This window comes from Novosphingobium sp. 32-60-15 (assembly GCF_002280675.1).
Lineage (GTDB): Bacteria > Pseudomonadota > Alphaproteobacteria > Sphingomonadales > Sphingomonadaceae > Novosphingobium.
Genome location: NZ_NCEN01000019.1, coordinates 1 through 26,092, shown reverse-complemented (window position 1 = coordinate 26,092; position 26,092 = coordinate 1). Strand labels below are relative to the sequence as shown.

The window sequence follows — 26,092 nt, the reverse complement described above, 5'->3', positions numbered from 1 at the left end:
CACTTTTGGTCGGGCAACTGACAGGAGACATGGCATGAATGATGACCCGTCCGAGATCGCACCTATCGGTGAGGATGCGCGGATTGACGCGCTCGAAAAGCGGTTAAAAGCGCTTCGAGAGCTTGAAGATGAACGCAACCGGCCAAAGGCAGGCGGGGAAACCGATGCGAATTATCGCTTGGGCAACCGTGTGCTGGCGGAATTGATCGGGGGTCTTGCAGGCGGCGCGTTTATCGGCTGGGTCATTGACCAGTTCGCCGGGACAAGCCCTTGGGGGTTATTGGTGATGTTGTTCATGGGGATCGTCGTGGCGTTCCGGAACATCATCCGAATTTCGAGCCGGCGCCCCGAATAAGGGCGCTGTTGTTGTATTCGAGTGATACGGGGTTTTGCGCGTGGCCGAAGGCAAGGTCGATCCGGTACACCAGTTCACGATTGAGTCCCTGTTCGGGACTGATCAGTGGGCGATCGGTGGCTACAATATCGCGTTCACCAATTCCGCACTGTGGATGGCGATCACCACTGTGGTGTTGATCGTGTTCGTTGCAGGTGGTGCGAAGCGCGAGCTGGTTCCGGGCCGCTGGCAAATGGCGGTCGAAGGGTTGACGGGCTTTGTCGACAACCTGCTGATGGCAAACATTGGCAAGGCTGGCCGCAAGTACCTGCCATATGTGTTCTCGCTGTTCGCGTTCATCCTGTTTGCCAACATGCTCGGCCTGATGCCGCTGGCGCTGTTCGGGGTCCACCCGTTCACATCAACCAGCCACTTCACGGTTACCGGCGTGCTGGCGATTATGAGCTTTGCGATTGTTTTGATTGTGGGCTTTGCCAAGCATGGCCTGCACTTCTTCTCGCTGTTCGTTCCGCACGGTACGCCGGTCCTGATGATCCCGATCATTTTCCCGATCGAGCTGATCTCGTTCATGGTGCGCCCGTTCAGCCTTGGCCTTCGTCTCTTTGTTGCGATGATGGCCGGTCACGTTCTGCTCGAAGTGCTTTCGGGCTTTGTCATCTCCGGCACTAACGCCGGAGTGGGCATCTTCTTCCTCGCCGCACTGCCAAGCTTCTTCTTGATGATTGGCATCTGCGCGTTGGAGCTCTTGGTCGCAGGCATTCAGGCTTATGTCTTTGCCCTGCTGACATGCGTCTATCTGAACGACGCCGAGAACCTTCACTAATACCTGTAACCCACCAAAAGTTGGAACGCTTGTTCCATTCGGATTTGAGAAAAGGGAGTTTTTGACATGGACGCAGAAAGCGCAAAGCTGCTCGGAGCCGGTCTCGCCGCTGTTGGCGCCGGTCTTGCCTCGCTCGGCGTTGGCAACGTGTTTGCCAAGTTCCTCGAAGGCGCGCTGCGCAATCCAGGCGCTGCTGATGGCCAGCAGGGTCGTCTGTTCATCGGCTTTGCTGCTGCTGAACTTCTCGGCCTGCTGTCGTTCGTCGTTGCGATGATCCTGATCTTCGTCGCCTAATTGGCTTCGACCTTCACAGATTGTTGAAATGCTGGCCGGGGTTCCGCCCCGGCCGCGTGACGCCCGGACACCCGCAATGCCTCAGATTGAACAGCTTGCCACCACTTATGCCAGCCAGGTTTTCTGGCTGCTGGTGTTCTTCGGCATTATCTTTTTCGTGATCGGCCGGGGCATGGTGCCCAAGGTCATGGCCACGATGGATGGCCGCGACAAGCAAATCGCCGATGACCTTGCTGCAGCAGAAGCTGCGCGGGCCGCCGCCGACGCCGAGGAAGAATCCTGGCGTGTTCAGGCGAACAAGCAACGGGCTGCGGCGCAAGCCCTGATCGTTGCTGCCAAGGCAGATGCTGCCAAGGCTACCGAAGCAACGCTCGCCGTTGCAACGGCCCGGATCGATGAAACACTAACCGCCGCCGAAGCCCGTATTGCCGTAGCCCGTGCTGCTGCGCTGGGTGAGGTGGAAGGCGTTGCCGCTGAGGCTGCGCAGGACATCGCAAGCCGCATCGCCGGTCTTTCGATCCCTGCCGATGAGGCACAGGCTGCCGTGAAGGGAGTTCTCGCTCATGGCTAATCACGCTGAAACGACTGCAGTAGTTGAACACGCTGCTGGCGGGGTTGAGCATCATGTAGAGCCTTCTGCACTGGGCCTTGGCCCTGGCGCTTGGGCGGCTCTTGCCATGGTTGTATTCCTTGGCATTCTTGTCTGGAAGAAGGTCCCTGGCGCGATTGTCGGGGGCCTCGACAAGCAGATTGACGCAATCCGCAAGCAACTTGACGAAGCCAAGGTACTCCGTGCCGAAGCGGAAAAGCTGCGCGCGGAATATGCTGCCAAGATCGCCAACGCCGAAAAGGATGCGGCGTCGATGGTTGAGCATGCCAAGTCTGAAGCCGCGGCCATCGTGTCAAAAGCTGAAGCCGATGCCACCGCGATGATCGCGCGCCGCGAAAAGATGGCCGCCGACAAGATCGGTGCCGCCGAACGCGCCGCTGTTGACGAACTGCGCGCCAAGGCTGCCGAAGCGGCAACTGCTGCTGCACGCAACCTGATCGCCAAGAACCACTCTGCCGGAGCCGACAAGGCGCTGGTAGACGGCGCGATCGCCGGTTTGGTGAACTGAGCGCTTAAACGCGGTTCAGTGTTAGCACATCAAAAAGCCCCTTCCGGTTCGTCCGGGAGGGGCTTTTGGTTTGCCTTCAAATCTTGTTGGCATCGGTTTTCAGGCCCGCGTTGATCCCCGGATCACCAGTTTTACCGGCACCCGCCTGCCCGATCCTTCGGTTCCGTTGATCTTGGCCAGCAATTGTTCGACCAGAAGTGATCCGGCCATCTGGAAGTCCGGTTCGATCGAGGTGAGCGGCGGGGTGGACCAGGCACCAGCGCGGATGCCATCGAAGCCGATGATTCCGACTTCTTCCGGGATTTTTACGCCCCGCAGCGTTAGTTCCTTGAGCGCGCCCAAGGCCATTTCATCACAGACAGCGAAGATCGCATCGAAGGGTTCGCCCGATTCGCACAGCGCGGCAGCAGCGCGGCGGCCTTGTTCCTCGCGCGGCAGGCCGGATTCGACTTGAATCAAGCGCGGGGTTTGTCCGGCGCTGCGCATGGCTTCGGCATAGCCTTCATAGCGCTCCTGAAACTGGCGCTGCGGGGATGTGGCCGAACCGATGCAGACTAGGTTGTTATAGCCGCGCACAAGCATGTGGCGGGTGGCGAGGGTCGCGCCTGAATGGTTGTCGCTGCGCACCCAAGGCATGTCGTTGTCAGGTGAGCCCCAGCAGGTCCAGTGGCTACCTTCTGGCAAGTCGTGGAAGTATTCCCACGCGGCGGTGTTGGTAGTGGTGCCGATCACGATCATGCCATCAGCCTTGCGACGGTCCTGAAAGTGGCCCCAGAAGTTTTCTGGCGCATCCTGAAAGGCAACCAGCGTTTCGTATCCGCGCGCGGAGGCGGCGGCGCAAGTGCTGCCGAGCAGCGAGAAGTAGAACGGGTTGATGTCCTTGCGGTCTTGCGCCTCGCGGCAGATCATTACGACCGCGATGGTCCCGGTACGGCCACGGCGCAGACGCGCGGCGTTTTCATCGACCTGATAGTTCAGGCGGCGCGCGGCTTCGATTACGCGTTGGCGGGTGGGTTCGCTGATGGAGGTATCGCCCGCGAGCGCGCGGCTGACTGTTGACTGGCTCACGCCTGCCGCTTCGGCCACGTCAAACGACGTTACCCGGATGATCTTCCTGTCCGTCGCCATGCAATTTTCCCCAAGTCAGCGCCGCTTTAGCAGGATTGGCGTCAGCGGAAAGTGTCCTTGGCGGCGCGCAGGGCGGCAAATGTCTCGGTTGCGGACGAACCGCCCCAGCGCACGGCCATCTCCGGGGTATCGGCGCGCAGGAACGGGTTGGCGGCAAGCTCGGCCTCAAGCGTGGTGGGGACGGTCCATTGGCCCTGCGCGCGTGCTGCATCAACACCTTCGGCATAAGCGTGGAGTGCAGCGTTATCGGGATCAGCGAAGATGGCGAAGCGCGCGTTGGACTGGGTATATTCGTGCGCGCTGTAAAGCGTGGTTTCGGGCGGTAGAGCCTTCAGGCGTTCAAGGCTGGTCCAGAACTGGTCAGGCGTGCCTTCAAACATGCGACCGCAGCCCAAGGGGAACAAGGCGTCGCCGACAAAGGCCACCGCCGCCTCGGGAAAATAAAATGCGACATGCCCCATCGTGTGTCCGCTCACATCAAGAACGTGGGCGGTATAGCTTCCTAGGCCAAGTCGATCACCTTGGTGCAGGGTGCGGTCAATGACCGGAATTCGATCGTGCTCTAGGCCCGGTCCGCAGACCTGAGCATGAGTCTTAGAGAATATCGCCTGGTTCCCGCCTGTATGGTCAGGATGCCAGTGCGTATTCCAGATTTGTGTGATCCGCCACCCTTTCGCGTCCGCCTCGCGCAAGTAAGCCTCGGCATCGGGCGTATCGATGCACGCGGTTTCGCCCGTAGCGGGATCGTGGATGAGGAAGCCGTAGTTGTCTGACAGGCATGGGAACTGATGGATTTGAAGCGTCATGGAGCGGTTCTAACGCAGATTTATGAGACGTGTTGAGTTTTTTGGTTCTGCGGCCTTGGGAAGAAAGGTTGTTTCGCGCAGAGGCGCAGAGAAGAAGGGGGATCGCAGGGTAGCAAAGCGGATCTGTCCTGCTTTTTGCACAAATGATTAGGGTCCTCCCGGCTTCAATATCTCGCTGTGCGAATGAGTGAACCTCTCAGCGATCTCGCCTTCTTCTCTGCGCCTCTGCGCGAAATCCTTTCTGCCAAACACACAAAGCAAAGGCCCGCCCGGATTTCTCCGGACGGGCCTTTGTGTTCGTTGCCATGAAGGCGCGGAAGCTTATTGCTTGGCCTTGAGGGCCGCGCCGAGGATGTCGCCCAGCGATGCGCCTGCATCGGACGAGCCGTACTGTTCCACAGCTTCCTTTTCTTCGTGAAGCTGGCGTGCCTTGACCGAGAAGTTCGGCTTCTTCGAACGGTCGAAGCCGGTGATCATGGCATCGAGCTTCTGGCCAACCTGGAAGCGGTCAGGACGCTGTTCGTCACGATCGCGGCCCAGATCCGAGCGCTTGATGAAGCCGGTCGCGCCGTCTTCGCCGGCCTGAACTTCGAGGCCGCCATCGCGGACTTCGAGGACGGTGACGGTGATGACTTCGCCGCGACGCAGGGCACCGGCAGCAGCAGGCGATGCGCCGCCAGCAGCAGGAGCACCCTTTTCGAGCTGCTTCATGCCAAGGCTGATGCGTTCCTTTTCGACGTCAACGTCGAGAACCACGGCCGAGACTTCTTCACCCTTGCGATGCAGAGCCAATGCGTCTTCGCCCGAGATGCCCCAAGCGATGTCCGACATGTGAACCATGCCATCGACGTCGCCGTCGAGACCGATGAACAGGCCGAATTCGGTTGCGTTCTTGACTTCGCCGGTGACGGTCGAACCGACAGGGTGCTTGTCTGCGAAAGCTTCCCACGGGTTCTGCTGGGCCTGTTTGAGGCCGAGGCTGATGCGGCGCTTGTCGCTGTCGACTTCGAGAACCAGAACGTCGACTTCCTGGCTGGTCGAAACGATCTTGCCGGGGTGGACGTTCTTCTTGGTCCACGACATTTCCGAAACGTGGACGAGGCCTTCGATGCCAGCTTCCAGTTCCACGAATGCGCCGTATTCGGTGATATTGGTGACAACGCCCGAAAGCTTTGCGCCAACCGGGTACTTGGCTGCAACGCCATCCCACGGATCCGATTCCAGCTGCTTCATGCCGAGGCTGATGCGCTGTGTATCCTGATTGATGCGGATGATCTGCACCTTGACGGTATCGCCGATGGCGATGACTTCGCTCGGGTGGTTGACGCGCTTGTAGCTCATGTCGGTGACATGGAGCAGGCCGTCGATGCCGCCCAGATCAACGAACGCACCGTAATCGGTGATGTTCTTGACCACGCCGTCGATGATCTGCGCTTCCTTGAGGTTCATGATCAGGCCCGAACGCTGTTCAGCGCGGGTTTCTTCCAGAACGGCACGGCGCGAAACCACGATGTTGCCACGGCGGCGGTCCATCTTGAGGATCTGAAACGGCTGCGGCATGTCCATCAGCGGGGTGACATCGCGCACGGGGCGGATATCGACCTGGCTGCCGGGAAGGAAGGCCACGGCGCCGTCAAGATCGACGGTGAAGCCGCCCTTGACGCGGCCGAAGATCACGCCTTCGACGCGCTTGCCTTCGCCGAATTCGTTTTCAAGCTTGTCCCAAGCCGCTTCACGGCGGGCACGATCGCGTGAAAGCATGGCTTCGCCATCAGCATTTTCAACGCGATCAACATAAACTTCGACTTCATCGCCGACCGAAAGGCCGTGCGGCTGGCCAGGGGCTGCAAATTCGCGCAGGGCAACGCGGCCCTCGCTCTTGAGTCCAACGTCGATGACGGCCTTGTCGTTTTCGATTGCAGTGATTGTGCCCTTGACGACGCGGCCTTCAAAGCCACCGTTGGCGGCTCCGCCAAGCGTTTCGTCGAGCATCGCGGCGAAATCGTCGCGCGTGGGATTGGTAGCCATTTTGAGCTTCCTGTAACAATGTTCCCGGCCTGGCGGTTGTATCCGCCGGTCTTTCCTCCACCTGCCGCACCATGCGACACGTGGGCCAAAAAGGGCCGAACTACCCGCCGGGCCGTATGCCTTGGCGGGTATCCTTTGGGCACAACGGCCCGCTGGATGGGCGGCGCTTAGGCGCGGAGGCTGCGAAATGCAAGGGAAATGGGGTAGATTGACTTTGACCGTCGCTGGTGGGTCCCACAGGCGGCATCGCTTGGGTGTTAGCCCTTTGTCGCAACCTGCTTCTCCACCAGCGCAATCGCTGTCGCCACCGCCATTTCTTTCGTCAGCCGTGACGTGTCGAGCAATTCCGCGCCGTCTGCCTGCCGCAAGGGAGCTTCGGCGCGCTTGCTATCGCGTTCATCCCGCGCTTCGAGGTCGGCTTCGATTTCCGCGCGGTCCACGTCCACCCCTAAGCCTCTCATTTCGGCCCAGCGGCGCATGGCGCGGGCGCTTACGCTGGCGGTGACGAAGAGTTTGGCGTCGGCGTGGGGGGCGATGACGGTGGCGATGTCGCGGCCATCGAGGACAGCGCCGCCGGGTTGGTTGGCGAAGGCCTGCTGGCGGGTGAGCAGCGCGGCGCGCACGGCGGGGTGGATCGAGACGCGGCTGGCGTAGCCGCCGCAGACTTCGGTGCGCAGTTCGGGATCATCGAGCAGGGCGGCGTCGAAAGTGCAGGCGGCGAGGGCGTCTGCGGCGTCATCGGGGTTGCCGCCGTTCAGGAACACTTGCTGCCCGACCGCGCGATAGAGCAGGCCGGTATCGAGGTGGGGCAGGCCGAAATGGGCGGCGAGTGCCTTGGCGATGGTGCCTTTGCCCGATGCGGTGGGGCCGTCTACTGCGATGATCATGACTTTGAGTTCCGGGTGCGGAAGGCTTTGACAAGGCCCCAGATGGCGATGGCGGCCCAAAAAAATTCGAGCGCGAAAGAGGCGGGGTTCATGTTGACCAGCAGCGAGATCGTCAACAGCCCTGCGCCAACGAGATTGACGCCGTGCTGTACGAAGGGATTGGGGTGATCCAGCTTCGTGGAATAGGCATAGGCAAAGATGATGCAGGCCATGCCGATAAACCCTGCGGTATTGGCAAGCGTTTCGTCCATCAAGTGCCGCTCACTTGTGCCAGCAGGCTTTCGAACATGGGGAAGCTGGTGGCGATGGGGCGGGTGTCATCCACTTCCACGCCACCGCGGCTGACGAGCCCTGCGATGGCCATGCTCATGGCGATGCGGTGATCGAGATGCGTGGCGACAGGTGCGTTGTTGGCCCCGCGCAAAGGTTCGCCGCCAGTGCCATCGATGATCAGGCCGTCTTCGGTTTCTGTTACGCGCCCGCCCGCTTGTTCCAGTGCAATGCGCATGACGCTGATGCGGTCGGATTCTTTGACCCGCAGTTCTTCAAGGCCTGTCGTGACAGTGCGGCCCTTGGCGAGGGCTGCCGCAACGAACAGCACGGGGAATTCATCGACCATGCTGGGGACGACCGCAGGATCAACATCAATGCCGGTGAGCAATGAGTGCCGGACACGCAAATCAGCGACGGGTTCTCCACCCACATCGCGGCGGTCCAATTCTTCAATAGAGCCGCCCATCAGGCGCAGCACATCGAACAGCGCGGCGCGGGTGGGGTTCAGGCCGACGTTCTCGACGATAAGGTCCGAGCCTTCCACGAGCAGGGCGGCGACGACGAAGAAGGCGGCGGACGAGGGATCGCCGGGGACGGTAATATTTTGCGGCTTGAGTTCAGCTTCGCCCGTCACGCGGATCACGCGCGCGCCATCGGCGGCGATTTCGACGGTGAGTTCTGCGCCAAAGCCGTGCAGCATGCGTTCGGAATGATCGCGGGTGGGAACAGGTTCGATGACGGTCGTGATGCCGGGGGTGTTAAGCCCTGCGAGCAGGATTGCGCTTTTGACTTGGGCCGAGGCGACGGGGAGGCGGTATTCGATGGGGACGGCAGGCGACAGTCCACGCAGCGTAAGCGGCAGGCGGCCGCCGGGGCTGGACGTGAATTCTGCGCCCATCATCGAGAGCGGATCGATAACGCGGCCCATCGGGCGTTTGGACAGGCTGGCATCGCCGATGAACGTGGCGGTGATCGGGTGGCTGGCGACGAGACCCATCAACAGGCGCGTGGATGTGCCCGAATTGCCCATGTCGAGCGCCTGTTGCGGTTGGAGCAGGCCGCCTACGCCAACGCCGTGGACGTGCCACATGCCGTCTTCGTCGCGGGTGATCGTGGCGCCCATTGCGCGCATGGCGGCTGCGGTGGAGAGCACGTCTTCGCCTTCTAGCAACCCGGTGACACAGGTTTCACCAACGGCCAGCGCACCCAGCATGATCGAGCGATGGCTGATCGACTTGTCACCCGGCACGCGAATCCGTCCCTTGAGCGGGCCAGTGGCGGAAAAGCGGCGGGGGCGCATCGCAGCGGGATCATGAGAGGACACGGGGTTGGTAATCTTTCGCACAAAGAAGGCTGTATAAAGCGCGCGGCTTTTGACAGCGTGCCGCGCCTATGGCAAGGCGAGCGCTCGCTTGATTCCGCTTGTGATGCGGACTGATTAAGCGTGCAGTTTTTCCGCCCGGTGCAAATTGATGTGATCGGGCCAGATTTGAGGAAGTTTCATGGTCAAGCCGGAATGGGGCGCAAAGCACACCTGTCCCAAGTGTGGCACCCGCTTTTACGATCTGGGCAAGGATGACCCGATTGTTTGTGTGGAGTGCAAGTACGCTTGGACATCCGAGCCTGTGTTGAAGTCCAAGCAACCGATCCCTTACGAAGAAATTCAGAAGGAAAAGGTTGATGTCGCGCCTGACGTAGATCTCGCCGACGAAGATCTCGACATTGATGAAGACGGCGATTCGCCCGACAATGACGTGGACCTTGGCGGCGATGACGATCTTGGCGTGCCCGGCCACGATGTGAACGACGACGAAGTTTAAGATTGCTGTGGCCTGCCTGCGTGGAAGCGGGGCGGGCCACAAAAATCTGCGGTCATTGAAAAATGATCTTGCCAGTGGGGAAGGCTTCTCTTAGAGGCGCGGCTCCCGGCAAGAATGATCGCCGGATCGGTTAGCCTCCCAGGGCAAACCCGATGGATCAATGGGGCCTTAGCTCAGCTGGGAGAGCGCCTGCATGGCATGCAGGAGGTCAGCGGTTCGATCCCGCTAGGCTCCACCATCCACCCCAAAAAGCCGCCCATTAAGGGCGGCTTTTTGCGTTTGGGCACGTTACTTTTTCAAGCCGATCTCGCGCAGGCGTTCCTGCAGGTAATCGTCGGCGGTGATCGAGACCGGATAACGGTCGGGATTTTCGGGCGTGATGCATTGCGGCAGGGTGTGGAATGCGAAATCGCTGCGCAAGTGCAGGAAGAACGGCATCGAATAGCGGCTGTGCCGGGCGCGTTCGCCATCGGGATTGCGCACGCGGTGCGTGGTTGATGGCAGGACGTGATTGGTCAGCCGTTGCAGCATATCGCCGATGTTGACGACCAGCGCACCTTCAGGCGGAGATACGCCGATCCAACGTCCATCCTTGGTCAGCAATTGAAGCCCCGCCTCTTCAGCGCCCAGCAGCAGCGTGATCAGGTTGATGTCCTCATGAGCGCCTGCGCGAATAGCACCTGTTTGCGCATCGGGAATGGGAGGATAGTGCAACAGGCGCATGACGGAGTTGCCTTCGTCGATAGCGGGATCGAACCAGTTTTCATCCAGACCCAGCCACACCGCGATGCGCGACAGGATGCGGGCGCCGACATGATCAAATTCGGCGTAAAGCGCTTCGAATGTCTCGCGGAAACCCGCAGGGCTATCGGGCCAGATGTTGGGCGGCATCGAATCGGTCAGCGCGTGGCCTGCGGGCAGATCACGGCCAACGTGCCAGAACTCTTTTAAATCGTGCAGCTTTGCCCCTTTGGCAATTTCGGTGCCGAACGGGGTATAGCCGCGTGCGCCGCCTTGTCCGCTAAGGTGGTATTGGCGCTTATACTCATCGGGCAGGGCAAAGAATGCGGCGGTGAGGTCCCATGCGCGGGCGATCAGTGCAGGGTCAATGCCGTGATCCTTGACCATGGCAAAGCCGAAGGTCTGGAAGCTGTCGCCCAGTTCGCGTGACAAAGAGGCCGGATCACATTCAAGCGAAATTACCGGCAGAGTTTCGGGATGCATGGTGTTCCAGTTCGCAAAATTGGCGCTATGGAAACGCCTTAACGGGATTCACGCGGGGTTTCATGACCAAAATCAACATTGCTGACACGGCCGGGCGCAATCTGTGGCTGATGAAGTCCGAGCCGGATGTCTATGGCTGGGATGATCTGGTGGCCGAGGGTGAGGGCACGTGGGACGGGGTGCGCAATCATCTGGCGGCACGCAATTTGCGCACGATGCAGCCAGGCGATCTGGCATTTTTCTATCATTCCAACATCGGCATCGAAATTGTCGGCGTGATTGAAATCAGCGTGGGCGGGTTGGTTGATCCGACCGATCCTGACGGAAAATGGGCCGCGGTGAAGGTTAAGCCTGTAGAGAAATTGCCGAACACCGTGACGCTGAAACAAGTGAAGGCAACGCCTGAACTGGCGCAGATGGATCTGATCCGTTTGTCGCGTCTGTCGGTTGGGGCAGTACGCCCGGAAGAGTGGGCGTTGATTTTGAAAATGGCGGGTGCGCTTTAACTGTGCGGGAACCCGTGAGCGTTTGAAGCGTATTACTCCCGAAGGAGCAGCGCAGTAATGTGCTGGTTTTACAAGGAGATACGCTATGGGTGAAAAGACTGACAAAGCCAAGGGCCTCGCCAACGAAGCTACCGGCAATGTGAAGCAGGCTATCGGCAAGGCGACCGACAATGCCAGCCTTCATGCCGAAGGCACTGCGCAAGAGCGCAAAGGCGAAGCGCAGCAGCTCAAGGGCAAGGTCAAGGGCGCATTGGGCGATACAGTCTGATTCCTGACCCAAACCGAAAACAGAAAAGCCGCTCCTTCGGGGGCGGCTTTTTTCGTGGCGCTTAGTACTTTGCTGCAAAAATGTCCCGGCTTGGAACGGGCAGAAAATGAGCGGTCGCAGGCTATATCGAATGGTGAAGAATTCGTTAAGCGAGAGCCCATGAACAAGTCGCCTGCATCTATCGCCGCCCGTTACGGCACCACCCGGCATTCGTTCCGCCGCAGTTTGCCAACGCATGTGCTGCGCGAATTGCCTCGCCAGGAACCTGAAGTGGTGGCGGCAATGCGCCGCGCTGAAGAGCGGTTGCGCGAGCTTGAGGTGCGGTCAGAACCTGTGAACCTGAAGCGGATCACAATGCAGGACTTGCGCGATTTCCTGATCGCATATTGCGCCTGCTTTATGGCGGTGATGGCGTTTATCGCCTGATCAAACGAGCGCGCGTTCGGCCTTGTAAAGCAGCCAGCCCAGCCAAGCTGAAATGCTGCACATTGCCGCACCCAGCAGCAATTGATCGATAATCGCAACGCCAACCGCGCTTAGCCCAACGGCGAGGAGCGAGCCTGCGACCATTGCGCCTGAATTGACGATGTTGTTGGCCGCGATGGTGCGCGCGGTTTCCGATTTGTCGACGACGGTGGTGAGAAACGCATAGAGCGGCACGACGAACATGCCGCCGGCAATTGCAATGAACAGCAGGCACAGCAGCAGTGGGATCGCGAGAGGCTGGGCGATGAAACGGCCCGCGTCCATCAATTGCGAACCGGTTTGCGTGGGCCATGCTTTGCACACGAAATAGAATGCGGCGATAAACACACCCATCGCGATTACCGAAGCGGGCGAATAGCGCGCCGAAACGGTGCCTTTAAGCAGGGCGTTGATCGTGATGGACCCAATCGCGATGCCGACCGAGAACATCACAAGAAACAGGCTGGCGACTTCTTTGCTGGCAAACAGCACATTTTTGGCCAGCGGCGGGAACTGGATGAACAGGATGGTGCCCACCGTCCAGAAAAAGCTGATCGCGATGATCGCAAGAAACACCTGGCGATGCCGCGTGGTGTTGCGGATGAGATTTATCGATGATCGCCAGATGTTGTAATCAATCGGCTGATCCTTGACCACTGGCGGTGCGGCAGGGACTTGGCGTCCGGTGACGTAGCCGATCAGCGCGGTGATAACCACGCCGGCAGCAGCCACCTCGACGGGAATCCAACCGGCGAGAATCGTGCCTGCAAGGATTGCGATATAAGTGCCCGCCTCAACCAGCCCGGTGCCTGCAAGCACTTCGCCTTCGTTCAAATGTTGTGGCAAGATGGCGTATTTGATCGGGCCGAAGAATGTCGAGTGAATGCCCATCGCGAGCAAAGCGGCCAACATCAGCGGAATGGCAATGGCTTCCACTTCAAAGCCAGCCCAAGCCATGGAAAGCCCAGCGCCACCAACGACCATAATCGCGATTTCGCACGCCTTCACGATGCGGATGATCCGCGCTTTATCGCGCATATCGGCCAATTGGCCGGCCAGTGCAGACAGCAAAAAGAACGGCAGGATAAAAAGCGCCGAAGCGATGGCCGAAAAGCGCGCTTCGGCGGCTTCGGAATTATAGACGCTGTACACGACGTACAGGACCATCGCGTTCTTGTAGAGGTTGTCGTTGAAAGCGCCCAGCAACTGGGTGATGAACAACGGCAGGAAGCGGCGCGTGCGCACCAGATGCGTCGATGTTGTCATTTATCTCTTGCCAGCACCTGTCCTGCGCGCACCCTTAACCCCGCGATGAAGATCGGCAAGAGGGATTTGCTTGAAAGAAATTCGCTTCATCGCACCTAGCCGGTGCATGTTACGATTCCGTTTGCCGCAAATGGCGGTTATGCATGTGCCATGTTGTCTTTGCCCAACCTGCTCACGCTATCGCGCATTTTCACGGTTCCGGTGCTGGCAGCACTGTTGTGGTGGCCGGATTGGCGTCTGGGTTACGGCATAGCCTTTGGCGTTTACTGCCTGATGGGCATCACCGATTATTTCGACGGTTATCTGGCCCGCGCGCAGGGCGCGGTAAGCAAACTGGGCATTTTTCTTGATCCGATTGCCGACAAGATCATGGTGGCGGCCGTAATCCTCGTCCTGACCGCACAAGGCATCCTGAAAGGACCGTATGTGGGCGACATGCACGTGGTCGCAGGGCTGGTCATCCTGTTGCGCGAAATCGCGGTTTCGGGCCTGCGCGAGTTCCTTGGCGGCATTCAAGTGTCAGTGCCGGTAAGCCGACTGGCCAAATGGAAGACGACTTTCCAGATGGTATGCCTTGGCGCGCTGATCCTTGGTCAGGCGCTGCCCGAATGGACGGCAGACATTGGCGTGATCATAGTCAACGTGCCGCATACAGTGGGGCTGACCACGCTTTGGGCAGCGGCGGTGCTGACGCTGGTGACCGGCTGGGATTACCTGCGCGTGGGTTTGAAGCACATGGATTGAGGGTGCTTTTGCTTCTTAGAAATTCAGAACTTTCGATATCGGGCCAACGGCAGGCCATGTTTATCGACCCACTCGTTGGAACTCACAAGGGCTACTGCATTATCAGCGCGCCATTGCTCTGCGTAACTCAACATTGACCCTTTGTTCGAATGCGGCAGTTGCTCGTGCCTCGTGGTTGCGTTGCCCGTCATATTCCGTCAACCCGCCCGCAATTCCGCTGCCAGCAGTCTGAATTCCTCTGCACGTGGGCTGTTTTTGCGCCAGACGATGGCAATATCGCGCCATGCGTGATCGGCTTTCAACGGGCGGACGACGATCTGGGTATCGTGGAGAATGCCTGCATCAATCGCCATTTTGGGCAGCATGGTGAGGCCGAGGCCATTGTCGACCATTTGCACCAGCGTGTGCAGCGATGTGCCGATCATGGTGGCGCTGGCGCGCATTTCGGGGCGGTTGCAGGCGGCCAGAGCGTGCTCTTTAAGGCAGTGGCCGTCTTCGAGCAGGAGAAGCCGGTTCTCGTCAATCAGGTTGGCGGTGATGGTAGCGGGCGGATCGCGCGGGTCATCCTTGGGGAAGGCCACGAACAGCGGGTCCTGGAACAGCACTTCGGCTTCGACGTCCCCGGTGGCGTAAGGAAGCGCGAGGAGAACGCAATCGGCGCGGCCATGATGCAGGGATTCGATGGCGGCGGCGCTTGGCTCTTCGCGCAGGAACAGCTTCAATTGCGGGCGCTCCTTGCGCAGGCGCGGCAGGATGCGGGGGAGCAGGAACGGCGCGATGGTGGGGATCACGCTCATCCGCAATTCGCCACCCAAAGGTGCGCCGTGGCTTTGCACGAGTTCGGAAAGTTCCTCGGCCTCGCGCAACAGGCGATGGGCCTTGGCGACAACCTGATTGCCAAGCGGAGTGAAGCGCACAACGCGGCGGGTGCGTTCCACCAGCATCACGCCCAGCAGCGATTCGAGTTCGCGCAAGCCTGCAGACAGCGTTGATTGCGAGACAAAGCAGGCGTCAGCCGCACGCCCGAAATGCCCGTGTTCGTGCAGCGCGACGAGGTATTGCAACTGCTTGAGGGTGGGCAGGTAGGTGCTCATGGCTATTCCAGATAGGGCGTTGGGTGGCATCCTTCGACAGGCTCAGGATGAGCGGGGTTGGGTTATTCCTCGACCTCGCCAACAGCCTCAGGCTCTTCATTTTTGCTTTCAACCGGGCCTTCGACGTCATCGATGTGAGTCATCTTGAGCTTGCCGTTCACCACGGCGAACGCGAGTTTGCCTTCGACCAGATCGAGCGCGTCGCGGCCGAATTGTTCGAACCGCCAGCCTTCGAGGATCGACAAGTTCTTGCGCTGTCCGGCGGCGAGCAGTTCGAGATCGTCTGTGCGGGCCAGAAGCCGCGCGGCAATGTCGATTTCACGGCTGCGGATTTTGAGCAGCAGCTTGAGCAGATCTGCGACCAGCGCACCTTCTTTGCCAAGCGGAGCGCCGCGCGGGGCTTTGGGCGGCATTTCGGCCTCGGTCAGCGGCTTGGCATCGGCGATGGTCTGCATCAGGCGGCGTCCGATGTCGTTTTCCTTCCAACCGGTGGAAAGGCCGCGCACTTTGGCAAGGTCTGCCTGATCGCGCGGGGGGTGGCTGGCGATATCGGCCAGCGTTTCATCGCGCATGATCCGGCCACGCGGGATGTTCTTGTCCATTGCTTCGCGTTCACGCCACGCGGCCAGCGCCTTGAGGCGGCCAAGCACGGCGGGGTTACGGCTGGGCGCACGGATTTTCTGCCACACGGTTTCCATATCGGCGCGGTAATTGGCAGGGTCTGCCAGCTTTTCCATTTCGATGTCGAGCCATGCGCCGCGCCCGGTTTTGATCAGGCGCTTCAACAGCTTGGGGAAAATCTTTGAAAGGTGGGTCACATCGCCGATCGCATATTCGATCTGGCGTTCGGTGAGCGGACGGCGCGACCAATCGGTGAAGCGCGCACCCTTGTCGATTGTCAGGCCGAGCCATGATTCGACGAGGTTGGAATAGCCGATCTGTTCGGACTGGCTGACTGCCATCATCGCAATCTGCGTGTCAAAAATCGGGTGCGGGGTCTTGCCCGTCAGATTGTAGATGATTTCCACGTCCTGTCCGCCAGCGTGGAAAATCTTCAGCACGTCTTCATTGTCGCACATCAGATCCAGCAGGGGCTTCAGATCGATGCCCGGCGCCAGCGGATCAATCGCGGCGGCTTCCTTATCGTCAGCGATCTGTACTAGGCACAATTCAGGCCAATAAGTGTTCTCGCGCATGAATTCGGTGTCGACCGTGATGAAATCGCCTTGGGCGAGCCGGTCGCAAAGTTCGGTCAGGGCTTCGGTCGTGGTGATGAGCGGATGTATCTTCATCGGACTTTTCTGGTATGGCCCGATGGTGAAAAAGGGCCCAGTGGTGCCCCCTGCCGGGGGCTTCGCCTTGCCCGGTAAAGGGCTGTGGCTTGACAAATCCGCGGCCATCGCCTGTTAGCCGCGCTTGTTTCCCCTGCCCGATTGCAGACCGATTGGAAAGAGTTTCGATGCACCTTTATCGTTCCCATACCTGCGGCGCCCTTACGCGCGGTGATGTCGGACAGACTGTCCGCCTTTCGGGCTGGGTGCATCGCAAGCGCGATCACGGCGGCGTTCTGTTTGTCGATCTGCGTGATCACTATGGCATGACGCAGATCGTGGCCGACGCTGATAGCCCTGCGCTGGCGATCCTTGAGGGGCTGCGCGTGGAATCGGTCGTCACGATCGACGGCGAAGTAAAGGCGCGTTCGGAAGGTACGGTGAACAACAACCTGCCTACCGGAGCGATTGAGGTTTACGCGCGCGGCGCAACCGTGCTTTCGGCCGCAGAAGAATTGCCGATGCCGGTGGCGGGCGAGCAGGAATATCCCGAAGATATCCGCCTGCGCTATCGCTTCCTCGATCTGCGCCGCGAAACGCTGCACGCCAATATCGTGACGCGCACCAAGGTAATCTCGGACATGCGCCGCCGTATGGAAGGTGCCGGATTTACAGAGTATTCCACGCCGATCCTGACCGCTTCTTCACCAGAAGGCGCGCGCGACTTTCTGGTGCCAAGCCGCATTCATCCCGGCAAGTTCTATGCCCTGCCGCAAGCGCCGCAGCAGTATAAGCAATTGCTGATGGTGGCGGGCTTTGACCGTTACTTCCAGATTGCACCCTGCTTCCGCGATGAAGACCCGCGCGCCGACCGTCTGCCGGGCGAGTTCTACCAACTCGATCTGGAAATGAGCTTTGTCACGCAGGAAGAAGTTTGGGAAACGATGGAGCCGGTAATCGGCGGCGTGTTTGAAGCTTTTGCAGGTGAGCGTGCAGTGACGCCGACGGGCAGCTTTCCGCGCATTCCTTACGCCGAATCGATCCTGAAATACGGTTCGGACAAGCCAGATTTGCGCAACCCGATCATTATCCGCGAAGTTTCCGAAGAATTCCGCGAATCCGGCTTTGGCCTGTTCGAAAAGATCGTGGGCAGCGGCGGCACCGTCCGCCTGATTCCTGCGCCAAACACAGCAGACAAGAGCCGCAAGTTCTTCGACGAAATGAACGACTGGGCGCGCGCCGAAGGCCATGCAGGGCTTGGCTATGCCACGCGCAAGGCTGGCGTTTTCGGCGGTCCGATTGCCAAGAATCACGGCGAAGACAAAATGGCCGCGCTGTTCGATGCGCTGGGCCTCGGGCCAGACGATGGCTGCTTCTTTGCCGCGGGCAAGGAAGAGCAGGCGGCGAAACTGGCTGGTCTTGCCCGGACCCGCGTGGGCGAACAGCTTGGCCTGATCGACAAGGACCGCTTCGAGCTGTGCTGGATCATCGATTTCCCGTTCTATGAATGGGACGAGGACAACAAGAAGGTTGAATTCAGCCACAATCCGTTTTCGATGCCACAAGGCGGAATGGACGCGCTGACCAATCAGGATCCTTTGACGATCAACGCTTTCCAGTATGACCTCGTCTGCAATGGCTTTGAAATTGCATCGGGTTCGATCCGTAACCAATCGCCCGAAACGATGGTCAAGGCGTTCGAACTGGTCGGCCTGTCCAAGGAAGACGTTGAAGAACGTTTCGGCGGCCTGTACCGCGCGTTCCAATATGGCGCACCACCGCATGGCGGGATGGCTGCGGGCGTTGACCGCATCGTCATGTTGATTTGCGGCGCGCAGAACTTGCGCGAGATCACGCTGTTCCCGATGAACCAGCGTGCTGAAGATTTGCTGATGGGGGCACCGTCGCCAGCAGCACTTAAACAACTGCGCGAACTGCATGTGCGCGTGGTTGAACCGAGCAAGGGATGAGTTTGGTGGCGTTTGAGGTGTGCTGAACATCACCACACCACTTGCCAGCCAGCAATCCGTTCATTAGGGCGAAAGCCGAACCAGAAACACCAGCTTTCCTTCGAAGGGGCATTTCATGAGCGATACCGCCGACCGCGTTAAGAAGATCGTTGTCGAGCACCTCGGCGTCGAGGCAGACAAGGTTACCGAAGAAGCGAGCTTCATCGACGATCTGGGCGCTGACTCACTCGACATCGTTGAGCTGGTAATGGCCTTCGAAGAAGAATTTGGCGTCGAGATCCCTGACGATGCGGCCGAGAAGATCTCGACCGTGCAGGACGCGATCAAGTACATCGACGAAAACAAGGGCTGATCGCCCAGAGCCACCCGGGTTTCCGATCCTGCGCATTGCCTTGCGGTAATGCGCGCGGATCGCGGAACCGCCCAGCCTTCAACCGGCAGGGAAGGGGAGGACTTCGGCAGGCTCAGCCTCTTTTTCGGGGCTGGGCCTGTTTGCATATTTTCCGGAGATTTCAATGCGTCGTGTCGTCGTAACCGGACTTGGCCTCGTTACCCCGCTGGGTGCAGACGTGGAAACCGTGTGGAAAAACCTGATTGCCGGTAAATCCGGTGCAGGCCCGATCACGCGTTTTGACGCGAGCGATCAGAAGTGCCGCATCGCCTGCGAGGTAAAGCCCGCCGATCACGAATACGGCTTCGATCCGAACAAGCGCGTGGACCACAAAGTCCAGCGGCAGGTCGATCCGTTCATTGTCTATGGCATCGATGCTGCAGGACAGGCGATTGAAGACGCTGGGCTTGAAGATATGCCCGAAGAGATGCGGATGCGCACCGGTTGCTCAATCGGATCGGGCATTGGCGGCTTGCCGGGAATCGAAAGCGAATCGCTTGTGCTGGCCGCAAAAGGGCCTGCGCGCGTATCACCGCACTTCGTCCATGGCCGCCTGATCAACCTGATCTCTGGCCAGGTTTCGATCAAGTACGGACTGATGGGGCCGAATCACGCTGTCGTCACCGCCTGCTCCACAGGCGCACATTCGATTGGCGATGCTGCGCGCATGATTCGCGATGACGATGCCGACATCATGCTGGCTGGCGGTGCAGAAGGCACGATCTGCCCGATTGGGGTTGCCGGATTTGCCCAGGCCCGGGCTTTGAATTGCAGCTACAATGATCGTCCTGAACAGGCGAGCCGCCCCTACGACAAGGACCGCGACGGTTTTGTGATGGGTGAGGGCGCAGGCGTTGTCGTGCTGGAAGAATACGAACACGCCAAGGCGCGCGGCGCCAAGATTTATGCAGAAGTGGTCGGCTATGGCCTGTCAGGTGATGCCTATCACGTCACTGCGCCGCACCCCGAAGGCAAGGGCGCGGAACTTGCCATGCGCATGGCGCTAAAGAAGGCCGGGCTTGCGGCGGGCGACATCGATTATGTCAACGCCCATGGCACCTCGACCATGGCCGATACAATCGAACTCGCAGCTGTAAAGCGCGTGCTGGGTGAGGATTTGTCCGGCGCATCGATGAGCAGCACCAAGTCGGCCATTGGCCATTTGCTGGGCGGTGCAGGCGCGGTGGAAGCCATATTCTGCATCCTTGCCTTGCGTGACCAGGTTGTTCCACCAACCCTGAACCTTGAAAATCCGGACGAGGGCACCGAAGGCGTCGATCTCGTCCCGCTTGTCGCCAAGAAGCGCCAAGTACGCGCGGTATTGAACAATTCGTTCGGCTTCGGCGGCACCAATGCCAGCATTATCATGAAACAAGTGGAAGACTGAAAGGACTGACCGCCATGGCGCGGCGTCGCAAGCGCTTTCCCCTATTGGCGGTCACGCTGATTCTGGCGGTTCTCGTCGTTTGGCTGGTTGGCGGCTGGTTCGCCAGCGGTCCTTTGGCCAAGCAACTGGAATTTGATGTAAGCGAAGGCGCAGGCCTTAGCGCTCTGGCAGACGACCTTGAAGCAGGCGGCGCGGTGAAATCCGCCACGCTTTTCAAGCTGCGCGCCAAGTTGCTGGGCGGCGGGACTGACGTCAAAGCAGGCTCGTTCCTGCTGCCCAAGGCGGCAAGCGAGGCGACGATCCTTGAAATCCTCAAGGGTGACAAAGTCATCCGCCGGTTGATCACCATCCCCGAAGGTATGCCCTCGGTGATGGTGGTGGACCGGTTGTTGGCGAACAAGGACTTGACCGGACCGGTGGGTGTGCCTGAAGAGGGTAGCATCTTGCCTGACAGCTATGACTGGCAAAAGGGCGAAGCGCGCGCCGCTGTGCTCAAGCGTATGCAAGCTGCGATGGACAAGGCGCTGGCCGAATTGTGGGCCAAGCGTACGCCGCGTACCGTGGCCAAGACGCCCCAGGAAGCCCTGATCCTTGCCTCGATTGTCGAGAAGGAAACCGGCAAGCCCGATGAGCGGCGGATGGTGGCGGGCCTCTATTCCAACCGCATGCGCCAAGGCATGCTGCTACAGGCCGATCCAACGATTATTTATCCAATCACCAAGGGCAAGCCTCTGGGCCGCCGCATCCGCCAATCCGAGATTCAGGCGGTCAATGGCTACAATACTTATACGATGGTCGGCCTGCCAAAAGGACCGATTACCAACCCCGGACGTGATTCGATTGCTGCCGTGCTTGATCCGGAAGAGACAAATGCCCTGTTTATGGTGGCAGATGGCACCGGTGGACACATTTTTGCAGACACGCTGCAGGAACATAATTCCAATGTTGCCAAATGGTTCGCCCTGCGAAAGGCGCGCGGCGACATGTAAACGGCGCGGAATTTACTCCAATCTGGTGAAATTCCCTATTTTCCTTAACGTATTTTCCCTAAGGGTATTTGCGGAGGCACGGGGCGCAGCGTTTACGCTTCGCCCGGGATCCTGGGAACATTACGGCTCTGCCGGATGAATTGAGCAATCAGTTCGCCACGGCTCTGCCGAATGTTCCCACAAATCCCTTGACACGCTCACAATATAACGGCGCTTGCCTTTGCCGCGTGACATGCGAAAGCACGCTCTGTGCAGCCTCCAATCCAGTCAACCGCGCCCTTGATCGTCACGGCCGAATTGCCCGCACCGCTGCAGACGTGGGCCGATAGTCTGCGCAAGGCGCACTTCCCGCCCGAGCGCAATCACCTGCGCGCGCACGTGACGTTGCTCCACGCTTTGCCCTATCATGTGCTGGACGAGGCCAAGGCGCTACTCTCGCGCATGGCAGCGCAAACTGCGCCCGTAGAGGCGCGGTTGAGTGGCATCATGGACTTGGGCAGCGGTACGGCGATCCGCATCGATAGCCCGGCCATGATGGATCTGCGCGCCGGGATCGCAGATCACTTCCACGGCCTGCTCACGCTGCAAGATGATCACGTGCCACGCCTGCATGTGACGGTGCAGAACAAAGTCCTGCGCAAAGACGCGATAGCACTCCAGATGAGCCTTGAGGCGGTGTTTGTGGCGCGCTCCTTTACCTTTACCGGTCTGGCGCTGCATCACTATCTGGGCGGCCCCTGGGGCGATGCCGGGCGCTGGTCGTTTCGCGGGGCAAAACGGGGCCGACGTTAGAGCGCTTGAACTTTGCGCTGGTCGGGAGCATCTGGCCCCACGATGACACAGCAACCCGATTGGTACACACGCGGACGCCAACACGTCTGGCTGCCCTATACCCAGATGCAAACCGTGCGCGCTCCCCTGCCAGTCGCCTCGGCCAATGGCGTGCGGCTGACGCTGGCTGACGGGCGTGAACTGGTGGACGGTGTTTCCAGTTGGTGGGCGACCGTCCACGGCTATCGCCATCCCCACATCGAAGCTGCCGTGCAGCGCCAGCTTGAAACGCTGCCGCATGTCATGCTCGGCGGGTTGGCGCACGAGCAGGCCTATATTCTGGCCGAACGGTTGGCGGCCATGCTGCCGGGTGATCTTGATCACGTGTTCTACAGCGATTCCGGTTCAGTCGCGGTGGAAGTGGCGATGAAGATGGCGGCGCAATTCTGGCTCAACCAGGGCCAGCGCCGCGTCAAATTCCTGTGTTTTCGCGGCGGCTATCACGGCGACACTTTCGCCACGATGAGCGTGTGCGATCCCGATGAGGGTATGCACAGCCTGTTCAAAGGCGCGCTGCTTGAACAACTGGTCGTCGATTTGCCGCGCAATGCAGCGGAAGAGACTGCTCTGGGGGAATTGCTGGACCGGCATCGCGGCGAACTTGCCGGGATCATCGTTGAGCCTCTGGTGCAGGGCGCAGGCGGTATGGTGTTCCACGATCCCTTCACGCTGCAAGCCCTGCGCCGCTTGGCCGATGCGCATGATTTGCTGCTGATCTTTGACGAGATTTTCGTTGGTCTTGGGCGTTTGGGCTATGCCATGTTTGCCTGCCAGATTGCCGATGTGCAGCCCGATATCGTCACGCTCTCCAAAGCGCTGACCGGTGGCACGCTGCCGCTTGCCGCCACGATCGCCAGCACGCGGATCTACGAAGGCTTCCTGTCTGACGACCCGCTGCACGCCTTGATGCACGGACCAACGTATATGGGCAATGCGATGGGCTGCGCCGCTGCCAACGCCTCGCTCGATCTGTTCGAACAAGAGCCACGGCTGGAACAATCGCGCACAATCGGTCAGCAACTGGAACGCGTGCTTGCCCCTGCACGCGAACTGCCCGGCGTGCGCGACGTGCGCGTGCGCGGTGCCATCGGCGTGATCCAGCTGGACGGCCCGGCGCCCGCTGATCGCCTGTCTGCGGCCTGCATTGATCGCGGCGTATGGCTGCGCCCGTTCCGCGACATTCTTTATACCACGCCCCCGCTTATCACCGGCGAAGCCGACATCACCCGGATCGCGACAGCCATGGTCGAGGCAGTAACCGAGTGGAGCCATGACACCCACAGCTGACGGCCGCCCCTGCCCACAAGGCACGCCGCTTTAGCTCAGTCGGTAGAGCACATCATTCGTAATGATGGGGTCAGAGGTTCGAATCCTCTAAGCGGCACCATTTCCATGTTCGCTAATGCGCGGGAATGATTGAAAAAACCCAGGAAATCTGCCATAAACTGCAACGGCCTTACCGCCGTTGTTCGCTTATGTTCGTCTCTATTCGGACGATTTTGGGGGCCACGGTGGGGGCCACATAGCAACTGCTGAAAGGCGTGGCCCCCAATGGCACTTTCGACCACTGCAATCCGGAATGCGAAGCCAAGCGCGAAGCCTTACAAACTCACTGATGAGAAGGGGCTATTTCTTCTGGTCCAGCCATCAGGCGGAATGCTTTGGCGAATGAAGTATCGCGTTGATGGAACTGACGCAGAAGGCAATCCAAAGCGGGTTGAGAAGAAGTTAGGGCTGGGGGTTTATCCTGACGTAAGCCTGAAGGCCGCGCGCGACCGTCGAGACGATGCGCGCCGCTTGTTGGCCAATGGCATCGACCCGGCTGAACAAAAGCAACGTGACCTTCGAAGCGCGAAAATCAGCGCGGCAAACACTTTCGCTGCGGTGGCTGAAGCATACATTGCCAAGAATGAGCGCGATGGACTGGCATTGAACACGCTGACCAAGCGACGCTGGTTCGCGAAAATTCTGCAAAAGTCTTTGGGCAGTCGTCCTTTGTCCGAAATCCAGCCTTTCGATGTGTTGGAGGCCGTGCGCCCTTTTGAGGCTGCGAAGAATGACGGACCCGACGCGTGATTTGCGTGGAGCCTTGGCCAAGCGCCAGCCGAAGCACCATGCGGCTATTCTTGATCCAAAGGGCGTTGGCGAACTGCTGCGCTCCATTGACGGTTATGAGGGCCAGGGCAATTCGATAACCCGCATTGCCCTGCAACTGTCCCCTTATGTCTTTGTGCGTCCTTGCGAGTTGCGGAGGGCAGAGTGGTCGGAAATCGACACGGAAGGCGCTGTCTGGCGCATACCTGCCTCAAAAATGAAGGGCAGGCAGGAGCATGTCATTCCACTTTCGCGCCAAGCCATCGCGTTATTCGAAAAAGCCCGCGCTTTGACGGGCGACGGCACGTATGTTTTTCCGTCGCTGTGGACACCGCTCAAGACGATGTCGGAAAATACCGTCAATTCGGCATTGCGGCGATTGGGTTTCACGAAAGATGAGATGACCGGCCACGGCTTTCGTGCGATGGCCAGCACGTTGTTGAATGAATCAGGCAAGTGGTCATCTGACGCAATCGAACGTGCCTTGGCCCACAAGGACAAGGACGCCGTGCGCGCAGCTTACCATCGTGGCACACACTGGAACGAGCGCGTGGAAATGGCGCAATGGTGGGCGGATTATCTCGACACATTGCGGACAGGGGCTGAAGTTGTGCCTATTTCGTCTGCACGTCGTGGATAGCTGAGTTGCGCTGCTTGCTACGTCCGTTTGCTGGCGCATACTGGCGGGCATGGCTGAGCAATGGATTCCCGCCGCTAAGGCGCTTGAACTTCTGAACAATGAGACCAGACTGACAAGCGCACTGCGGTCTGGGATACTTAAGGCCAATGGGGCGCTGATAAATTCTTCGGATATCGACACGGCAAAAAACCCAATACCTTTGAAGTTCTGGGAAAACGACCGCTATCACGAGTTTCATGCAGACTGGCAGAATGACTACTTCTCAAATGTCATTGATGGCACCATCGAGATGTACGTCTGGGGATTGACGATTGAACTGTCCGGCCTTTTGCAAATGCTCCCTGCAGAAGAGCGTGGCCTCATTGCGCGCGGCTTTTCAGTCGCTGGTGATCCTGATTGGCTTCCTGCGATTGATGCGCGGCGACTTTGTTATTCGATAGTGAACCCGACAAACGCAGCGTTGTGGTTGCTTGAACAGGCGCGTCTGGGATTTGTTACCGCCCGCACTGTCAAAGCGGAGATGAAACGAGCTGCCTATGACAATCACTGCGTCTGGTCGGAAAGAGAATGGGATATTCCTGTCTGGTTTTGGGAGAACTTCACCAAAATCTCATCCAGCCGTCAAAACTGGGAAACTGGGCAGTTCTCTGGTAACGGGCATGGCCCCAGAGGAAGTGGCGAACTCATTCTAAATGGGGTCCACTTCCACGCAACAACGCTGCGCCGGTTGACAGGCCAAGCAGACGATACACCTGTTGAAGCCCCAGCATCCATCGAGGGGCAGGACAAGAAGGGCCGCAAACCATCATACGACTGGAATGCGGCAACGAGCGCCATCTGGGGCAGCATTCATCGCGGTGAATTCAAGCCAGAGCTTCAGGCCGATGTCGAACTGGCTTTGATTAAACATCTCCAGCGCGGAGATAAAGAGCCTGCTGAAAGCTCCGTAAGACCATACGCCAAATACATTTTTGACGAATATCAGAAGCCATAGGGCAAGGCTGATAATTGAATTTCTGGCCTCATTTTAGCCTTATCGTCCGACATACCACGCCGATTCGCTGATGTTCCACAGCACCCGCTGGCACCCGCCAGCACACGCTGGAGCATAGACGATGGAACGCCTCGCATATTCGATCAAGGAAACTGGCCACGCCCTTAGCTTGGGCCGCACGACGATCAACGCCATGATTGCAGACGGGCGGCTGGAAGCTTTCAAGCTTGGCCGTCGCACCCTTATCAAGGCGGAATCCATCCGCCGTCTGGTGGCAGGGCAGGAGTAAGGCTGATGCCTGCCCGCCGGGTAAATCCCTATCGGGTGAAACTGCACCGCAGTTACAGCGTGGCAGAGTTGGCGGATTGCCTTCAGGTGCACACGCACACCGTGCGCAACTGGCAGGGCAAAGGCCTGAAGCCGATT

Annotated in this window: 29 protein-coding genes, 2 tRNA genes and 1 pseudogene; 21 read left to right on the top strand and 11 right to left on the bottom strand. The window is 59.3% G+C overall.

Going from position 1 to position 26,092, the window contains the following annotated elements; all coding sequences use genetic code 11:
- Nucleotides 1-34 precede the first annotated feature (34 nt).
- From B7Y89_RS13260 to B7Y89_RS13240, 5 genes are all read left to right on the top strand, one after another.
- Nucleotides 35-355: an AtpZ/AtpI family protein gene (locus B7Y89_RS13260; protein WP_292938980.1), complete on the top strand. Its 321-nt coding sequence runs from the start codon at nucleotides 35-37 to the stop codon at nucleotides 353-355.
- Nucleotides 356-395: 40 nt separating this feature from the next.
- Complete coding sequence (locus tag B7Y89_RS13255; protein WP_292938979.1) at nucleotides 396-1,178, top strand: F0F1 ATP synthase subunit A; 783 nt, start codon at nucleotides 396-398, stop codon at nucleotides 1,176-1,178.
- A gap of 66 nt (nucleotides 1,179-1,244) precedes the next feature.
- Nucleotides 1,245-1,472, top strand: coding sequence for a F0F1 ATP synthase subunit C (locus B7Y89_RS13250; protein WP_011444975.1), 228 nt, complete (start codon nucleotides 1,245-1,247; stop codon nucleotides 1,470-1,472).
- A 76-nt stretch (nucleotides 1,473-1,548) separates the two neighbouring features.
- Nucleotides 1,549-2,043, top strand: coding sequence for an ATPase (locus B7Y89_RS13245; RefSeq protein ID WP_292938978.1), 495 nt, complete (start codon nucleotides 1,549-1,551; stop codon nucleotides 2,041-2,043).
- A complete protein-coding gene (locus B7Y89_RS13240; protein ID WP_292938977.1) occupies nucleotides 2,036-2,590 on the top strand; it encodes a hypothetical protein in 555 nt (184 codons plus the stop codon). The genes B7Y89_RS13245 and B7Y89_RS13240 overlap by 8 nt, the downstream gene beginning before the upstream one ends.
- Nucleotides 2,591-2,689: 99 nt before the next feature.
- Here B7Y89_RS13240 and B7Y89_RS13235 read toward each other — a convergent pair whose 3' ends face one another.
- The 6 genes from B7Y89_RS13235 to aroA form a co-directional block, all read right to left on the bottom strand.
- Nucleotides 2,690-3,718, bottom strand: coding sequence for a LacI family DNA-binding transcriptional regulator (locus B7Y89_RS13235; protein ID WP_292938976.1), 1,029 nt, complete (start codon nucleotides 3,716-3,718; stop codon nucleotides 2,690-2,692).
- A 41-nt stretch (nucleotides 3,719-3,759) separates the two neighbouring features.
- Nucleotides 3,760-4,524: a hydroxyacylglutathione hydrolase gene (gene gloB, locus B7Y89_RS13230; protein WP_292938975.1), complete on the bottom strand. Its 765-nt coding sequence runs from the start codon at nucleotides 4,522-4,524 to the stop codon at nucleotides 3,760-3,762.
- 321 nt (nucleotides 4,525-4,845) lie between these two features.
- A complete protein-coding gene (rpsA, locus tag B7Y89_RS13225) occupies nucleotides 4,846-6,552 on the bottom strand; it encodes a 30S ribosomal protein S1 (protein WP_292938974.1) in 1,707 nt (568 codons plus the stop codon).
- 257 nt (nucleotides 6,553-6,809) lie between these two features.
- A complete protein-coding gene (locus B7Y89_RS13220) occupies nucleotides 6,810-7,439 on the bottom strand; it encodes a d(CMP) kinase (protein ID WP_292938973.1) in 630 nt (209 codons plus the stop codon).
- Nucleotides 7,436-7,690, bottom strand: a complete 255-nt coding sequence (locus tag B7Y89_RS13215; protein WP_292938972.1) for a permease — start codon at nucleotides 7,688-7,690, stop codon at nucleotides 7,436-7,438. Before B7Y89_RS13215 ends, B7Y89_RS13220 begins: the two co-directional genes overlap by 4 nt.
- Nucleotides 7,690-9,012, bottom strand: coding sequence for a 3-phosphoshikimate 1-carboxyvinyltransferase (aroA, locus tag B7Y89_RS13210; RefSeq protein WP_292939044.1), 1,323 nt, complete (start codon nucleotides 9,010-9,012; stop codon nucleotides 7,690-7,692). Before aroA ends, B7Y89_RS13215 begins: the two co-directional genes overlap by 1 nt.
- Before the next feature lie 202 nt (nucleotides 9,013-9,214).
- On the opposite strand from aroA, the gene B7Y89_RS13205 reads away from it, so the two are divergent.
- The gene (locus B7Y89_RS13205; protein ID WP_292938971.1) at nucleotides 9,215-9,532 is read left to right on the top strand and encodes a TIGR02300 family protein; all 318 of its coding nucleotides are present in this window, start codon (nucleotides 9,215-9,217) and stop codon (nucleotides 9,530-9,532) included.
- Nucleotides 9,533-9,694: 162 nt separating this feature from the next.
- A tRNA-Ala gene (locus tag B7Y89_RS13200) sits at nucleotides 9,695-9,770 on the top strand.
- Nucleotides 9,771-9,820: 50 nt separating this feature from the next.
- Here the strand turns inward: B7Y89_RS13200 and B7Y89_RS13195 are convergent.
- Nucleotides 9,821-10,756 (bottom strand): 2-oxoglutarate and iron-dependent oxygenase domain-containing protein, encoded by a 936-nt coding sequence (locus tag B7Y89_RS13195; protein ID WP_292938970.1) that lies wholly within the window; start codon nucleotides 10,754-10,756, stop codon nucleotides 9,821-9,823.
- Nucleotides 10,757-10,818: 62 nt separating this feature from the next.
- Between B7Y89_RS13195 and B7Y89_RS13190 the strand changes: the two genes are divergently transcribed.
- The 3 genes from B7Y89_RS13190 (at nucleotide 10,819) to B7Y89_RS13180 (ending at nucleotide 11,956) form a co-directional block, all read left to right on the top strand.
- The gene (locus tag B7Y89_RS13190) at nucleotides 10,819-11,262 is read left to right on the top strand and encodes an EVE domain-containing protein (RefSeq protein WP_292938969.1); all 444 of its coding nucleotides are present in this window, start codon (nucleotides 10,819-10,821) and stop codon (nucleotides 11,260-11,262) included.
- 85 nt (nucleotides 11,263-11,347) lie between these two features.
- Nucleotides 11,348-11,530 (top strand): CsbD family protein, encoded by a 183-nt coding sequence (locus tag B7Y89_RS13185; protein WP_292938968.1) that lies wholly within the window; start codon nucleotides 11,348-11,350, stop codon nucleotides 11,528-11,530.
- 159 nt (nucleotides 11,531-11,689) lie between these two features.
- Complete coding sequence (locus B7Y89_RS13180) at nucleotides 11,690-11,956, top strand: hypothetical protein (RefSeq protein ID WP_292938967.1); 267 nt, start codon at nucleotides 11,690-11,692, stop codon at nucleotides 11,954-11,956.
- On the opposite strand, the gene B7Y89_RS13175 is transcribed toward B7Y89_RS13180, so the two are convergent.
- Entirely contained in the window at nucleotides 11,957-13,261 is a 1,305-nt protein-coding gene (locus tag B7Y89_RS13175) for an MFS transporter (RefSeq protein ID WP_292938966.1), read from the bottom strand.
- 150 nt (nucleotides 13,262-13,411) lie between these two features.
- On the opposite strand from B7Y89_RS13175, the gene pgsA reads away from it, so the two are divergent.
- Nucleotides 13,412-14,005 (top strand): CDP-diacylglycerol--glycerol-3-phosphate 3-phosphatidyltransferase, encoded by a 594-nt coding sequence (gene pgsA, locus B7Y89_RS13170; RefSeq protein ID WP_292938965.1) that lies wholly within the window; start codon nucleotides 13,412-13,414, stop codon nucleotides 14,003-14,005.
- A 23-nt stretch (nucleotides 14,006-14,028) separates the two neighbouring features.
- Here pgsA and B7Y89_RS18305 read toward each other — a convergent pair whose 3' ends face one another.
- The 3 genes from B7Y89_RS18305 to rnd all read right to left on the bottom strand — a co-directional run bounded on the left by B7Y89_RS18305 (nucleotide 14,029) and on the right by rnd (nucleotide 16,391).
- Nucleotides 14,029-14,139, bottom strand: a complete 111-nt coding sequence (locus B7Y89_RS18305) for a type II toxin-antitoxin system CcdA family antitoxin (RefSeq protein WP_366416208.1) — start codon at nucleotides 14,137-14,139, stop codon at nucleotides 14,029-14,031.
- 63 nt (nucleotides 14,140-14,202) lie between these two features.
- Entirely contained in the window at nucleotides 14,203-15,099 is an 897-nt protein-coding gene (locus B7Y89_RS13165) for a hydrogen peroxide-inducible genes activator (protein ID WP_292938964.1), read from the bottom strand.
- A gap of 62 nt (nucleotides 15,100-15,161) precedes the next feature.
- On the bottom strand, nucleotides 15,162-16,391 hold the full coding sequence (rnd, locus tag B7Y89_RS13160; RefSeq protein WP_292938963.1) for a ribonuclease D: 1,230 nt from the start codon (nucleotides 16,389-16,391) through the stop codon (nucleotides 15,162-15,164).
- Between the two features lie 167 nt (nucleotides 16,392-16,558).
- Between rnd and aspS the strand changes: the two genes are divergently transcribed.
- From aspS to B7Y89_RS13110, 10 genes and pseudogenes are all read left to right on the top strand, one after another.
- Nucleotides 16,559-18,340: an aspartate--tRNA ligase gene (gene aspS, locus B7Y89_RS13155; protein ID WP_292938962.1), complete on the top strand. Its 1,782-nt coding sequence runs from the start codon at nucleotides 16,559-16,561 to the stop codon at nucleotides 18,338-18,340.
- Nucleotides 18,341-18,455: 115 nt separating this feature from the next.
- Nucleotides 18,456-18,692 carry an acyl carrier protein gene (locus B7Y89_RS13150; protein ID WP_168853306.1) on the top strand — a complete coding sequence of 79 codons (237 nt, stop codon included), beginning with the start codon at nucleotides 18,456-18,458 and terminating at the stop codon, nucleotides 18,690-18,692.
- A 163-nt stretch (nucleotides 18,693-18,855) separates the two neighbouring features.
- Nucleotides 18,856-20,118: a beta-ketoacyl-ACP synthase II gene (fabF, locus tag B7Y89_RS13145; RefSeq protein ID WP_292938961.1), complete on the top strand. Its 1,263-nt coding sequence runs from the start codon at nucleotides 18,856-18,858 to the stop codon at nucleotides 20,116-20,118.
- A gap of 14 nt (nucleotides 20,119-20,132) precedes the next feature.
- Nucleotides 20,133-21,107, top strand: a complete 975-nt coding sequence (gene mltG / locus B7Y89_RS13140; protein ID WP_292938960.1) for an endolytic transglycosylase MltG — start codon at nucleotides 20,133-20,135, stop codon at nucleotides 21,105-21,107.
- Between the two features lie 249 nt (nucleotides 21,108-21,356).
- Nucleotides 21,357-21,899: a 2'-5' RNA ligase family protein gene (locus tag B7Y89_RS13135; protein WP_292938959.1), complete on the top strand. Its 543-nt coding sequence runs from the start codon at nucleotides 21,357-21,359 to the stop codon at nucleotides 21,897-21,899.
- 42 nt (nucleotides 21,900-21,941) lie between these two features.
- The gene (locus tag B7Y89_RS13130) at nucleotides 21,942-23,225 is read left to right on the top strand and encodes an adenosylmethionine--8-amino-7-oxononanoate transaminase (RefSeq protein WP_292938958.1); all 1,284 of its coding nucleotides are present in this window, start codon (nucleotides 21,942-21,944) and stop codon (nucleotides 23,223-23,225) included.
- 24 nt (nucleotides 23,226-23,249) lie between these two features.
- Nucleotides 23,250-23,325: transfer RNA gene (locus B7Y89_RS13125), tRNA-Thr, on the top strand.
- Between the two features lie 164 nt (nucleotides 23,326-23,489).
- A pseudogene (locus B7Y89_RS13120) lies at nucleotides 23,490-24,672 on the top strand (integrase arm-type DNA-binding domain-containing protein).
- Nucleotides 24,673-24,721: 49 nt separating this feature from the next.
- The gene (locus tag B7Y89_RS13115) at nucleotides 24,722-25,666 is read left to right on the top strand and encodes a hypothetical protein (RefSeq protein ID WP_292938957.1); all 945 of its coding nucleotides are present in this window, start codon (nucleotides 24,722-24,724) and stop codon (nucleotides 25,664-25,666) included.
- A gap of 121 nt (nucleotides 25,667-25,787) precedes the next feature.
- On the top strand, nucleotides 25,788-25,955 hold the full coding sequence (locus B7Y89_RS13110; RefSeq protein ID WP_292938956.1) for a helix-turn-helix domain-containing protein: 168 nt from the start codon (nucleotides 25,788-25,790) through the stop codon (nucleotides 25,953-25,955).
- Nucleotides 25,956-26,092: the final 137 nt, after the last annotated feature.

Bases quoted from the DNA above. Each gene is read 5' to 3' on its own strand.
- B7Y89_RS13260 (WP_292938980.1), top strand. From the start codon at position 35: ATGAATGATGACCCGTCCGAGATCGCACCTATCGGTGAGGATGCGCGG.
- B7Y89_RS13250 (WP_011444975.1), top strand. From the start codon at position 1,245: ATGGACGCAGAAAGCGCAAAGCTGCTCGGAGCCGGTCTCGCCGCTGTT.
- B7Y89_RS13245 (WP_292938978.1), top strand. From the start codon at position 1,549: ATGCCTCAGATTGAACAGCTTGCCACCACTTATGCCAGCCAGGTTTTC.
- B7Y89_RS13240 (WP_292938977.1), top strand. From the start codon at position 2,036: ATGGCTAATCACGCTGAAACGACTGCAGTAGTTGAACACGCTGCTGGC.
- B7Y89_RS13235 (WP_292938976.1), bottom strand. From the start codon at position 3,718: ATGGCGACGGACAGGAAGATCATCCGGGTAACGTCGTTTGACGTGGCC.
- gloB (WP_292938975.1), bottom strand. From the start codon at position 4,524: ATGACGCTTCAAATCCATCAGTTCCCATGCCTGTCAGACAACTACGGC.
- rpsA (WP_292938974.1), bottom strand. From the start codon at position 6,552: ATGGCTACCAATCCCACGCGCGACGATTTCGCCGCGATGCTCGACGAA.
- B7Y89_RS13220 (WP_292938973.1), bottom strand. From the start codon at position 7,439: ATGATCATCGCAGTAGACGGCCCCACCGCATCGGGCAAAGGCACCATC.
- B7Y89_RS13215 (WP_292938972.1), bottom strand. From the start codon at position 7,690: ATGGACGAAACGCTTGCCAATACCGCAGGGTTTATCGGCATGGCCTGC.
- aroA (WP_292939044.1), bottom strand. From the start codon at position 9,012: ATGCGCCCCCGCCGCTTTTCCGCCACTGGCCCGCTCAAGGGACGGATT.
- B7Y89_RS13205 (WP_292938971.1), top strand. From the start codon at position 9,215: ATGGTCAAGCCGGAATGGGGCGCAAAGCACACCTGTCCCAAGTGTGGC.
- B7Y89_RS13195 (WP_292938970.1), bottom strand. From the start codon at position 10,756: ATGCATCCCGAAACTCTGCCGGTAATTTCGCTTGAATGTGATCCGGCC.
- B7Y89_RS13190 (WP_292938969.1), top strand. From the start codon at position 10,819: ATGACCAAAATCAACATTGCTGACACGGCCGGGCGCAATCTGTGGCTG.
- B7Y89_RS13185 (WP_292938968.1), top strand. From the start codon at position 11,348: ATGGGTGAAAAGACTGACAAAGCCAAGGGCCTCGCCAACGAAGCTACC.
- B7Y89_RS13180 (WP_292938967.1), top strand. From the start codon at position 11,690: ATGAACAAGTCGCCTGCATCTATCGCCGCCCGTTACGGCACCACCCGG.
- B7Y89_RS13175 (WP_292938966.1), bottom strand. From the start codon at position 13,261: ATGACAACATCGACGCATCTGGTGCGCACGCGCCGCTTCCTGCCGTTG.
- pgsA (WP_292938965.1), top strand. From the start codon at position 13,412: ATGTTGTCTTTGCCCAACCTGCTCACGCTATCGCGCATTTTCACGGTT.
- B7Y89_RS18305 (WP_366416208.1), bottom strand. From the start codon at position 14,139: ATGTTGAGTTACGCAGAGCAATGGCGCGCTGATAATGCAGTAGCCCTT.
- B7Y89_RS13165 (WP_292938964.1), bottom strand. From the start codon at position 15,099: ATGAGCACCTACCTGCCCACCCTCAAGCAGTTGCAATACCTCGTCGCG.
- rnd (WP_292938963.1), bottom strand. From the start codon at position 16,391: ATGAAGATACATCCGCTCATCACCACGACCGAAGCCCTGACCGAACTT.
- aspS (WP_292938962.1), top strand. From the start codon at position 16,559: ATGCACCTTTATCGTTCCCATACCTGCGGCGCCCTTACGCGCGGTGAT.
- B7Y89_RS13150 (WP_168853306.1), top strand. From the start codon at position 18,456: ATGAGCGATACCGCCGACCGCGTTAAGAAGATCGTTGTCGAGCACCTC.
- fabF (WP_292938961.1), top strand. From the start codon at position 18,856: ATGCGTCGTGTCGTCGTAACCGGACTTGGCCTCGTTACCCCGCTGGGT.
- mltG (WP_292938960.1), top strand. From the start codon at position 20,133: ATGGCGCGGCGTCGCAAGCGCTTTCCCCTATTGGCGGTCACGCTGATT.
- B7Y89_RS13130 (WP_292938958.1), top strand. From the start codon at position 21,942: ATGACACAGCAACCCGATTGGTACACACGCGGACGCCAACACGTCTGG.
- B7Y89_RS13115 (WP_292938957.1), top strand. From the start codon at position 24,722: ATGGCTGAGCAATGGATTCCCGCCGCTAAGGCGCTTGAACTTCTGAAC.
- B7Y89_RS13110 (WP_292938956.1), top strand. From the start codon at position 25,788: ATGGAACGCCTCGCATATTCGATCAAGGAAACTGGCCACGCCCTTAGC.